At 70.5% G+C, this 11340-nt stretch carries 9 protein-coding genes and 1 pseudogene; 6 read left to right on the top strand and 4 right to left on the bottom strand.

The features are described from left to right. The first annotated feature begins 24 nt into the window (after nucleotides 1-24). Nucleotides 25-762 (top strand): TetR/AcrR family transcriptional regulator, encoded by a 738-nt coding sequence (locus ACZ63J_RS16020; protein ID WP_465306569.1) that lies wholly within the window; start codon nucleotides 25-27, stop codon nucleotides 760-762. Here the strand turns inward: ACZ63J_RS16020 and ACZ63J_RS16015 are convergent. The 3 genes from ACZ63J_RS16015 to ACZ63J_RS16005 form a co-directional block, all read right to left on the bottom strand. Next, nucleotides 759-1496 (bottom strand): SDR family oxidoreductase, encoded by a 738-nt coding sequence (locus tag ACZ63J_RS16015; RefSeq protein WP_465333318.1) that lies wholly within the window; start codon nucleotides 1494-1496, stop codon nucleotides 759-761. The two genes, ACZ63J_RS16020 and ACZ63J_RS16015, sit on opposite strands and share 4 nt — an antisense overlap. Nucleotides 1497-1648: 152 nt before the next feature. Then, nucleotides 1649-4489, bottom strand: coding sequence for a leucine--tRNA ligase (gene leuS / locus ACZ63J_RS16010; protein WP_465400074.1), 2841 nt, complete (start codon nucleotides 4487-4489; stop codon nucleotides 1649-1651). Between the two features lie 157 nt (nucleotides 4490-4646). After that, nucleotides 4647-5807: an esterase-like activity of phytase family protein gene (locus ACZ63J_RS16005; RefSeq protein WP_465400075.1), complete on the bottom strand. Its 1161-nt coding sequence runs from the start codon at nucleotides 5805-5807 to the stop codon at nucleotides 4647-4649. A gap of 65 nt (nucleotides 5808-5872) precedes the next feature. Here ACZ63J_RS16005 and ACZ63J_RS16000 point away from each other — a divergent pair, with 65 nt between their 5' ends. Then, complete coding sequence (locus ACZ63J_RS16000) at nucleotides 5873-6292, top strand: SdpI family protein (RefSeq protein WP_465306561.1); 420 nt, start codon at nucleotides 5873-5875, stop codon at nucleotides 6290-6292. Here the strand turns inward: ACZ63J_RS16000 and ACZ63J_RS15995 are convergent. After that, nucleotides 6289-6870: a YqgE/AlgH family protein gene (locus tag ACZ63J_RS15995; protein WP_465306559.1), complete on the bottom strand. Its 582-nt coding sequence runs from the start codon at nucleotides 6868-6870 to the stop codon at nucleotides 6289-6291. The two genes, ACZ63J_RS16000 and ACZ63J_RS15995, sit on opposite strands and share 4 nt — an antisense overlap. Before the next feature lie 199 nt (nucleotides 6871-7069). On the opposite strand from ACZ63J_RS15995, the gene ACZ63J_RS15990 reads away from it, so the two are divergent. The 4 genes and pseudogenes from ACZ63J_RS15990 to ACZ63J_RS15975 all read left to right on the top strand — a co-directional run. Continuing rightward, complete coding sequence (locus tag ACZ63J_RS15990; protein ID WP_465333313.1) at nucleotides 7070-8359, top strand: MFS transporter; 1290 nt, start codon at nucleotides 7070-7072, stop codon at nucleotides 8357-8359. 142 nt (nucleotides 8360-8501) lie between these two features. Further along, the gene (locus tag ACZ63J_RS15985) at nucleotides 8502-9041 is read left to right on the top strand and encodes a YbaB/EbfC family nucleoid-associated protein (RefSeq protein WP_465400076.1); all 540 of its coding nucleotides are present in this window, start codon (nucleotides 8502-8504) and stop codon (nucleotides 9039-9041) included. Beyond that, nucleotides 9041-9364 (top strand): WXG100 family type VII secretion target, encoded by a 324-nt coding sequence (locus ACZ63J_RS15980; RefSeq protein WP_465400077.1) that lies wholly within the window; start codon nucleotides 9041-9043, stop codon nucleotides 9362-9364. Before ACZ63J_RS15985 ends, ACZ63J_RS15980 begins: the two co-directional genes overlap by 1 nt. A gap of 9 nt (nucleotides 9365-9373) precedes the next feature. Continuing rightward, nucleotides 9374-9805 (top strand): annotated as a pseudogene (locus ACZ63J_RS15975) (WXG100 family type VII secretion target); the annotation flags it as partial. Nucleotides 9806-11340 lie beyond the last annotated feature (1535 nt).

Here is an 11340-nt window from a genome sequence, read left to right as displayed (position 1 = left end):
GTAGTAAGCGCCTAGACTGTTCGGATGAGCCACCCCACTCGGAGGGGTCGCGCGCGAGCGGCTACCGAACAGGACATCCGGCGGACCGCCCGGAAGCTGCTCGTCGAGCAGGGGCCGGAGGCGGTCACCCTGCGTGCCATCGCGCGGGAGCTGGGGATCACCGCGCCCGCGCTCTACCGGTACTACGAATCGCGGGACGATCTTGTCGGGAACCTGCGGCTGGACGTCTGCGCGGATCTGGCGGACGAGCTCGCCGAGGACATCGCCGAGCTGCCGGACGACGGGATCTTGCAGCTCTTCGCCATCTGCAAGGGTTTCCGGCGGTGGGCGCTCACCCACACGAAGGAGTTCACGCTCGTCTTCGCGTCGCCGACCGGCGGTGTCGGGTCCGCTGCCGGCTCCGCGCTGAGCCGGGTCGACGAGCCGTTCGGGCGGATCTTCCTGGCCGCCGCCGGGCGGGTGCTCGCGCGCACCGACGTCGTCCTGCCCTCGGCCAGCGGGGTGCCCGACGAGCTGCGCGACGACCTCAAGACGTTCCAGGAGTCGCTGGTCGCCGTGCTCGTCGAGTCCGACCAGGACGTGCCGGTGGAGAAGATCGACCTCGGCGTGACGTACCTGATGATCCAGTTCTGGGCCCGGCTCTACGGGCACGTCACGCTCGAGGTCTTCGGCAACTACCCCATCCCGATGTCCAAGCCGGACGTCCTCTTCGAGTCCATGCTCATCGACCTGGCGCGCGAGATCGGGCTCTACTCCGGTTAGGCCGCGTGACCGCCGTCGACCGAAAGGGTCGCGGCCGTGACGTAGGCGCTGCTCGGTGCGGCCAGGTAGGACACCGCCGAGGCGACTTCCGACGGCTTTCCGTAGCGGTCGAACGGGATGAACGCCCGCTGGTCCGCCGCGTACGGGCCGTCCGCCGGGTTCATGTCCGTGTCGGTCGGGCCGGGGTGGACGAGGTTGACCGTGATGCCGCGCGGCCCCAGCTCCCGCGCGAGCGCCTTGGTCAGGCCGACCATCGCCGCCTTGCTCGTCGCATACAGCGCCATGCCCGGGCCGGGCACCCGGTCGGTCACGCAGCTGCCGATCGTGATCACGCGGCCGCCTTCGCCCAGGTGGGCGGCCGCGGCCTGGGTCGCCGCGAAGACGCCGCGGACGTTCACCGCGAGCACGCGGTCGACGTCTTCGAGCGCCGTCTCGGCGAAGGCGCCCACAAAGCCGACGCCCGCGTTGTTCACCAGCACGTCCAGCCGGCCGAACTCGGCGACGGTCGCCGAGACCGCCGCCGACACCGCGGCGGCGTCCGCCGAGTCCGCCTGGATCGCCAGCGCGCGGCGGCCGAGGTGCTTGATCTGCTCGACCACCTCGGCCGCCAGGACGCCGTTGTGCTGGTAGGTCAGCGCGACGTCGGCGCCGTCCTCGGCGAGCCGCAGTGCCGTGGCCGCGCCGATGCCGCGGCTGCCGCCCGTCACCAGTGCCACCTTGCCGTCGAGGGTCATCCCCGGTTCTCCTTCGATCGAACGGATTTCCTTGACCGTTCAATCAAATCGGGGATGACCGACGAGCACCGGCGGCTTTCCGACAGCGCGCTACCGCCGGCTTTCGGGGGTCCGGGTGGCGAAGCCCCCGACCCGGGGCGAAGCCCCGGATGTCACAGGACGATGTTGACCAGCTTGCCCGGCACCACGATCACCTTGCGCGGGCTCCCGTCGCCGATCAGCGCCGACACCTTCTCGTCCGCCAGCGCGGCCGCCTGGACGTCGTCCGACGACGCGGAAGCCGCCACCGTCACGCGGGAGCGGACCTTGCCGTTGACCTGGATCGGGTACTCGACCGTGTCCTCCACCAGGTATTTCTCGTCCACCACCGGGAACGGGCCCTGCACCAGGGAATCCGCGTGGCCCAGCCGGTGCCACAGCTCCTCCGCCAGGTGCGGGGCCAGCGGCGCCAGCATCAGCACCAGCGGCTCGGCCAGCTCACGCGGGGTCGACGCGGCCGCGCCGTACACCTTGGTGACGTGGTTGTTCAGCTCGATCAGCTTCGCGCCGGCCGTGTTGAACCGCATCTCCGCGTAGTCCTCGCGGACGCCGGCGACCGTGCGGTGCAGCACCTTCCGGTCCGCCTCCGAAGCGTCCTCAGTGGACACTCGCAGCTCGCCGGACGTCTCGTCGACGACCAGGCGCCACAGCCGCTGCAGGAACCGGTGCGCGCCCACGACGTCCTTCGTCGCCCAGGGACGCGACATCGCCAGGGGGCCCATCGCCATCTCGTAGAACCGGAACGTGTCGGCGCCGTAGTTCTCGGCCATCTCGTCCGGCGTGACGACGTTCTTCAGGCTCTTGCCCATCTTGCCGTACTCCTGGGTGACCTCTTCGTCGTTGAAGAAGTACTTCCCGCCGCGCTCCTCGACCTGCTCGGCCGGGACGTAGACACCGCGCGAGTCGGTGTACGCGTACGCCTCGATGTAGCCCTGGTTGAACAGCTTCCGGTACGGCTCCTTGGACGTCACGTGGCCCAGGTCGAACAGGACCTTGTGCCAGAACCGCGAATACAGCAGGTGCAGCACCGCGTGCTCGACACCGCCGACGTACAGGTCGACACCGCCGGTGTCGTCCGCGCCGTGCTCGCCGGGCCGCGGGCCCATCCAGTACTGCTCGTTTTCCGGCGCGCAGAACGTTTCGCTGTTCGTCGGGTCCAGGTACCGCAGCTGGTACCAGCAGGAGCCGGCCCAGTTCGGCATCGTGTTGATGTCACGGCGGTAGGTCTTCGGGCCGTCACCCAGGTCCAGCTCGACCTCGACCCAGTCGGTCGCGCGGGCCAGCGGGGACGACGGCATCGAGTCGCGGTCCTCGGGGTCGAACGTCACCGGCGAGTAGTCGGCGACCTCGGGCAGCTCGATCGGCAGCATCGACTCGGGCACGGCGTGGACTTCGCCGTCTTCGTCGTAGACGACCGGGAACGGCTCGCCCCAGTAGCGCTGGCGCGAGAACAGCCAGTCGCGCAGCTTGAACTGCACGGTGCCGACGCCGGTGCCGTCTTCGGCCAGCTTCTCGATGATCGTCTTCTTGGCCTCGGCGACGTCCATGCCGTCCAGGAAGCCGGAGTTGATCGCCGGGCCGTCACCGGTGAACGCCTTGCCGTCGAAGCCTTCCGACGGCTGCACGGTCCGGATGATCTCCAGCCCGAACTTCTCGGCGAACTCCCAGTCGCGGACGTCCTGGCCCGGCACGGCCATGATCGCGCCGGTGCCGTACCCCATCAGCACGTAGTCGGCGACGAAGATCGGGATCTCCTTGCCGTTCACCGGGTTCGTCGCGTACGCGCCGGTGAAGACGCCGGTCTTCTCCTTGTTCTCCTGCCGGTCCAGCTCGGACTTCCGCGACGCCGCGACGCGGTACTCCTTGATGGCCTCGGCGGGGGTCGCCGCGCCACCGGTCCAGCGCTCGTCGGCCTCCGCCGGCCACGCGGGCGTGGTCAGCTCGTCGACCAGCGGGTGTTCCGGCGCCAGCACCATGTACGTCGCGCCGAACAGGGTGTCCGGCCGGGTCGTGAAGACCTCGATGCCGTGGTCAGCCGACTTGAACGTGACGCGGGCGCCGTGCGAGCGGCCGATCCAGTTCCGCTGCATGGACTTGACCTTCTCGGGCCAGTCCAGCAGGTCCAGGTCGTCGACCAGGCGATCGGCGTACGCGGTGATCCGCATCATCCACTGGCGCAGGTTGCGGCGGAAGACGGGGAAGTTGCCGCGCTCGCTGCGGCCCTCGGAGGTGACCTCTTCGTTGGACAGCACCGTGCCCAGGCCCGGGCACCAGTTGACCGGCGCCTCGGAGATGTAGACCAGGCGGTGGTCGTCGATGACCGTCTTGCGCTCGGCGGCGCTCAGCGACGCCCAGTCCTTGTTTCCGGGCACCGCACGCGAGCCGTCGGCGAACGCGGCCTCCAGCTCGGCGATCGGGCGCGCCTTGCCCGCGTCGGTGTCGTACCAGGAGTTGAAGATCTGCAGGAAGATCCACTGGGTCCAGCGGTAGTAGTTCGGGTCGATCGTGGAGATGCGACGGCGTTCGTCGTGACCCAGGCCCAGGCGCCGGATCTGGCGCAGGTACGTCTGGATGTTCTCCTCGGTCGTCTTGCGCGGGTGCTGCCCGGTCTGGACCGCGTACTGCTCGGCGGGCAGGCCGAACGCGTCGAAGCCCATCGTGTGCAGCACGTTGCGCCCGATCATCCGGTGGTACCGGGCGAAGACGTCGGTGCTGATGAAGCCCAGCGGGTGCCCGACGTGCAGGCCGGAGCCCGACGGGTACGGGAACATGTCCTGGACGAACAGCTTGTCGCTGGGCACCGGCTGCCCCTCGACCGCGAGTGGCCCGACCGGGTTCGGCGCGTGAAAGGTGCCCTGGTCGGCCCAGTGGTCCTGCCAGCGCTGCTCGATCTGGCCGGCCAGCGCGGCCGTGTAGCGGTGCGCCGGGACGTCGGTCCCAGTTGACTCGGTCATCGCCGTCTTCCTTCGCGTATCGAGCTACTCCAGAAACAACTCGACCCCTCAGCCACCAGGGCATGAGGGGTCGCCGCGCCGGCCGGGCCGGACCCGGTCAGCGCGGCAGGCTAAGGAGCAGCCGAGCCGTGTTCATACCTTCATCGTAACTTGCTGGTCAAAGCCGTTCGGAGGGGACCGCCACTGCCGCGAACTGCGTGACCTGGGTGGCCGCGAAGTTGTTGTCGCTGACGATGACCAGGCTGCGCTCGCCGTTCGGCAGCTTCGGGCCCCAGGTCATGCCCTCGAGGTTGTCCACAGTGGACAGGCCGAGGTCGGCGGCGTCGAACAGCAGGCGCTTCTTGACCGGCTTGACGTGCTGGGCGTCGGCCAGGGACTTGACGTTCAGGATGTTCGTCGCGCCCTTGGTGTCGATCTCGTAGACGCGCACCTTGTTGCCGACGCCGGTGACGAACGAGCGTTCCATCATCAGGTACTTCGTCGGGTCGGCCTGGTCGACGGCCAGCATCGAGGAGACGCCGGTCGTGGCGAACGCGCCGGCGGGCACCGGTGCCGCGAAAATCGGCTCCTGCTGGTAGGCGTACTGCGCCAGCACCGGGCCGTAGCGGCCCTGCAGCGTGATCCGCGAGACGCCGCGCGTGGTGAGCGTCGACTCCGGGCCGTCCTGCAGCAGCGGGCCCTCGTCCTCGCTGGCGATCAGCGCGCCGAAGCCGGCGAAGGTGAGGCCTTCGAGGACCAGGTTCTGCCGCGGGCCGGTCGTCGGCGTCATCTTCTCGTTGGCGGGGATCGGCAGGTCGCGGACGTACTTCCCGTCGCGGCGCGCCTCGCGGATCGACGGGTCGATCAGCGTCGTCGCCGTGCGCTCGCCCTCCTGCGACCAGTAGTAGCCCCCGGTCCACGGGTCGACGCGCAGCTCTTCGGGGTCGATCGTCTGCTCGTTCTGCGGCTTCGTGGGGTCGTTCTGCGCGAGCGGCGGGTACGGCGTGCCGTCCGGGCGCAGGAACGGCTTCGTGCCGGTGAAGGTGACCGGGCCGACGCCCTTCGCGGACACCGGGAACGTCGCGGTGTAGAAGCGGGCGGGGTTGATCGCCGAGCGGTCGTCGCAGATCAGCGCGTACCCGCCGGTCCGCGGGTCGTAGTCGATGCTGGAGAGGCCGCCGACCGTCGTGCCCTGGAACTGCAGGGCGTTCGGGACGATCTGCCCGCCGAGCAGCCGGACGGGCCGCTGGTGACGCTCGGTGGCTTCCGCCGGCGCCGCGGCGAGAATTCCCCCGATCAGACCAAGGGCCAACACTGTGGGCAGTACACGTCGTGACATGGCCTGTAGCACAGTCGACCAGGGTATCCGGCAGGTTGCCGGGACGTCACGCTTATCCTTGAGCCGTGTTCGCTATCGCGCTGGTTCCGGTCGTGCTGGGTCTGCTCGTCGGTTTTGGTGGGTTCCTCGGTTTCCGCGAGCGCTTGACGCGCGAAGGCGGCACCGGCGTGCGCACGCAGGCCGCGTTGCGCAGTGAGGAAGCGTTCAAGCTGGCCAACCGCGTCGCGGGGCTGCCGACCATGGCCGGCGGCGCGATCTCCGTGCTCACCGGGCTGGCCGGGCTCGCGATGCCGACGACCGCCGGGCTGGTTTCCGCCGCGGTCGCCGGGGTGCTCGCCATGCTCGTGCTGGTCATGGGCGGTGGGGTGCTCGGCAACCGGGCCGCGCTGACCGTGCCCGCCCCGGCTCCGGCGGCGCCCGCCGGCTGCAGCGGCTGCGCGTGCGGCGCCGGCGGCTGCGGGGTCTTCAAGAAGGAAGACGCCTAGTTCCGCTGCAGGTCACCCGGGTGGGTGGCCAGCAACGCGATCGGGACACCCTGGCGACGCAGCACCTGGCTCCACAGGTCGCCGTTCGGCGAGGCCAGGATGTCGCTCGGCAGCGCGGGGACGATGACCCAGTCGTCCCGCTCGATCTCGCTCGCCAGCTGCCCCGAGTCCCAGCCCGCGTAGCCGGCGAAGACGCGTACGCCACGCACCTTCGGCACGAGCACTTCCGGATCGGTGTCCAGGTCGACCAGCGCGACCGGCCCGCGGACCGCGATGACACCCGGCACGCTCGCCGCCGTCTCGCCGGTGCGCAGCGCGGCCAGGCACAGCGCCGTCTTCTTCTCGACCGGCCCGCCGACGAACACCGCCTGCGGCTCGGCGACGTGCCCGCCCCAGTTGGGCAGCACGTCGTGCACGGCGACGTCACTCGGCCGGTTGAGGACCACGCCGAGCGTGCCCTCGTCGCGGTGGTCGATGACGAACACGACGGTCCGCCGGAAGTTGGGGTCGACCATCGTGGGGGCGGCGACCAGGAGCGTTCCCGGTTCAACCTCGGCGTCCGCTGGCACGCGACCCATGATCTCACTCCTGGCCCGGCGAATTACTTCGGCTCGGGAACAATCGCCCCACCCGCCTCGTTTGAAACACTGGTCGGCGCACTCCGTGTCCCCCGGGCTCACTGAAGAACCGCCTTTGTGGAATACCGTCCGGCTGGAGCCACACTGCGCATAGCCGCCGAGAGGCGACCTCAGTGCGTCGACCACCTACTCTTGGCCTGTGACGACCAGCGCCGGTGTGGCGACGCGAAAAGGCCCCCGGGAGCTGCTCAAGGACCCGGACTTCCGCCGTCTTCTCTTCACCCGCTTCGCGGCGAGCTGGGGAGACGGCGTCTTCCGCGCCGGTCTCGCCGGCGCCGTGCTGTTCAACCCCGAGCGTGCCGCCGACCCGCTCGCGATCGCCGGCGGGTTCGCCGCACTGCTGCTGCCGTACTCGGTTGTCGGCCCCTTCGCCGGTGCGCTCCTCGATCGCTGGGACCGCCGGAAGGTCCTCATCTTCGCGAACCTCCTGCGCGGGCTCGCAATCGTTTGCGCGGCTGCCGCCGTCGGCTTCGGATTCGGTGGAATCGGCCTGTTTTCGCTGGCCCTGGCCGCGGAGGGCATCAGCCGCTTCATCGGGTCTGGGCTCTCGGCGTCGCTGCCGCACGTCGTGGCGGAAGAGAGCGTCGTGACGGCGAACGCCTTCGCCACCACGCTCGGCTCGGTGGTCGCCGTCATCGGCGGCGGCTGCGCGATCGGCCTTCGCGCGCTTTTCGGCAGCAACGACGTCGGCTCGGCCGAGACCACGGCGTTCGCCGTGATCGGCACCCTGGTGTCGGCGTTCCTCGCGCGCGGTTTCGCGCGGGGCGTGCTCGGGCCCACGGTTGTCGACGAGCCGCCGAACCCCGTGCTGGCCGTCGCGCGCGGGCTGGCCGACGGCGCGAAGCACGCCTGGCGCGCGCCGAGCGTCACGGCCGGGTTCGTCGCGCTGTTCGCGCACCGAGCGTCGTTCGGGGTCTCGCTGCTGGTCACCGTGCTGCTGATGCGCAACTACTTCACCGACCACGGGCTCTTCCGCGCCGGCCTGCCCGGGCTCGGGCAGATGGCCGCGCTCGCCGGGGCCGGCCTGCTGCTCGCCGGGTTGCTGACCGCGCGGCTGATCCGGAAGTTCGGCCGGCTGCGCGCGGTGCTCGGTTCCCTGCTGCTCGCGGCGATCGCCCAGTCCGCGTTCGGCCTGCCGATGCTGCTGCCGCTCGCGCTCCTCGCGTCGTTCGTCATCACCGGGGCCGGGCAGGTGCTGAAGCTCTGTGTCGATTCGTCGATCCAGCTCGACGTCGCCGACGAAGCCCGCGGGCGGGTGTTCGCGCTGTACGACACGCTGTTCAACATCACGCAGGTGGCGGCGGTTTCGCTGGGCGCGCTGGTGGTGCCGGCCGACGGCCGCTCGCCGGGCCTGCTGATCGCCGCGACCGCCTGCTACCTCGTCGGCGGGGCCGGGTACCTGGTCGCCCGGCGGCGCACGATTCGCTGAGGCAAACCGCCGAACCGGTCACGGGCACTGCTCCATTGGCATTAGGGTGACGGCAAGTCATTAGTAGGTTCGAGGGACACCGGGGGCACCTGTGACCACCGCGGGCGACGACCGTGCACGGCTCGAAGCACGCAATGCCGCGATGAAGGACCAGATGGACACCCTGCTGGAGAACTTCGAACGGCAGACCGCCCAGCTGCGGGACGCCCAGGCCGCGGCCGCCGAGACCAGTGCCCACGTGACGTCCCCCGACGGCCTGGTCCGCGCCACCATCGACGCCGGCGCCAACCTCACGAAGCTCGAGTTCTCGCCGAACGCGTTCGAGCGCACGACCCCCGCCCAGCTCGCGAACACCGTCCAGACGGTGGTGCGGCAGGGAACCCTGCAGGTCAAGCAGAAGATCGCGGACCTGATGGCGCCGATCACCGAAGGCCTGCCCGACCTCGCCGACCTCGTCGAGGGCGCGCCGTCGCTGGCCGGGCTGGTGCCGCCGATCCCGGAGTTCGTCGAGGAGCCGGTCGAGGCGCCGCGGCCGGAGTCGTTCGAGGACGGCGGGTCGATCATGCGCAACGAGCAGGCGCCGCCGCCGATGCCCGCCCCGAAGCCCGCGCCCAAGCGCGTCCGGCCGCCGCGTGACGAGGACGAGGAGCCGCCGGCGTCTTGGATGACGAGGGGCGACTGATGCCGGACGGGGGTTCCGGCTTCACCGCGGAACCGGACGCGGTGCTGCGCGCCTCGAACGGCCTGGTCACCGCCGCGGACGGCCTCGACAACGCGCTGAAGACGTTGCAGGGCGCCCTCGCCGCGCAGGGCGAGTGCTGGGGCGGCGACGACTCCGGCAAGGAGTTCGCGAAGGACTACGTGCCCGGCTCGCAGGGCGCCGTCGAAGGGTTCACCAACCTCGTGCAGGGGTTGCGGGGGATGCAGCAGAACGTCGCGCAGTCGATGAAGGCGCTGTCGGGCGCCGACGAGGACGTGACGTCCCAGTTGAGCAAGGGGCAATGACGCGTGGGTATGGAGATGCCCGACGCGGTCAAGTGGCTGCTGCCGATCGTCGTCGGGGAAAGCTGGCCCGAAGGCGACGAAACCAAGCTGCGCTTGTTGAGGGACGCCTGGCACACGGCGTCGTCGGCGATCGCCCCGGCGTCGGAGACGGGCAACCAGGCGGCGGGCGGCATCCGCGACAACTGGACCGGTGACGGCGCCGACGCGTTCGTCGAGCAGTGGAAGAAGTTCGTCGAGGGCGACGAGGCGTACTTCAAGCAGCTCGCCGACGCGACGAAGGCCCTCGGGGATTCGTGCGACCAGACGGCCCTGGACGTCGAGTACACGAAGTACATGATCATCATCTCGCTGATCGTGCTGGCCGCCCAGATCGCGGCGATGATCGCAGCGGCCGCGGTGACGTTCGGCGGCTCGACGGCCGGCATCGCGCCGGCCCAGATCGCGACGCGGATGACCGTGCAGATGCTGTTCCGGCAGCTGCTCGAGAAGCTGGCGCAGCAGGGGTTCAAGCAGGTCGCGAAGGAGCTGCTGGAGAAGCTGCTCAAGCAGGGCCTGAAGAAGATCGGCATGGAGGTCCTCAAGAACGAGGCCATCAACCTGGGGATGGACGCGGGGATCCAGGGCCTGCAGATGGCGAAGGGGGATCGTCAGAGCTGGGACTGGTCGAAGACGTCGGACTCGGCGATCTCGGGCGCGGTCGGCGGAGTGGTCGGCGCGGGGAGTGGAGCGATCGGGCGCGGGGCGACCGAGGGGCTTTCGCACAGCGCCGGCGGTCAGATCGCGGACGCCGCCATGAGGGCTGGGGCTCGGGGCGCGGTTGAGGGGGTTGCGCAGACTGTCGGGCAGGCGGCGGTTACCGGGGATTTGGGGTCGCTGACTGCGGAGCAGTTGTTGACCGGGGCGTCGAGTGGGGCGGTCGGTGGGGCCGTTGATGGCGCCAAGGCGGAGATGCATTCGGTTCATGAGGCGAACATTCCGCGGGCGGGGTCGGATGGGGGCGGTGGTTCGGACTCGGGTTCTGGCTCGGACTCCGGCTCGGGGGATTCCGGCGACTCGGGGGCTCGCTCTGGTTCGGCGGACTCCGGCGACTCGAGTTCTCGCTCTGGCTCTGGCTCGGCGGACTCCGGGGAGGCCGGGCGGGGTTCGGACTCCGGCTCGGGGGACTCGCGGGACTCTGGGGAGTCGCGGCGGGGTTCGGGCGAGGAGTCGGGGGCGTCGTCGGAGCCCGAGTCGCGGCGGGAGCCGTCGCCGGAACCGGAGTCGCGGCAGTCGTCGGAGCCGGAGCCACAGGCGTCTTCGGAACCGGAGTCGCGGACTGCGTCGGAACCCGAGTCACGCGGTGAAGAGCCGAGTCATGCTTCGGCGGATTCCGAGCCGGAGACCCGGCGGGAACCCGAGCGCGCGGAGCAACAGTCCGCCGAGCCACGGGCGGCGGACCAGCCGACCCCGGAATCGTCCAGGGCGGACCAGGCTCCGGAACGCGAATCCGTCGAGGCACGGCACGCGGCGGACCAGCCGCCGACTCCGGAATCGCCTGGCCCGCAGCACGCGGCCGAGCCGCAGGGTCCGGAACGCCAGTCCGTCGACGCTCGGCCCGCGGCAGACCAGCCGCAGGCGCCGGGGGCGTCGGCGGACCAGCCGCCTGCGCCACGGCCGAGCTCTGAGCAGCAAGCTGTCGCACAAGCGCCCCGCGCTGAGGGGGCACCATCCTCGAGCCAGCCGACGGGCGGCGGAATGCCGAGCACCGGAGGGCACAGCTCCTCGCCGAGCGGCGGCTACGGCATGGCTCCGCCGTCGTTCGGCCCGGAGCAGGGGCGGCAGAGTGGTGGCCGTCCGCAGGACACGGTCGGCGCGGCGGGCTTCACCGGCGGAACCCAGCCGTTCGCGGAGGCGGGCCAGTTCCAGAACGGTCCGTCGACACCGCAGACCCCACCACCGGCCGGATTCACACCACCGCCGCCTCCTCCCGCCGGAAT

This window comes from Amycolatopsis sp. NPDC104863 (genome assembly GCF_055582965.1).
This window is presented reverse-complemented; position numbering and strand designations above follow the sequence as displayed.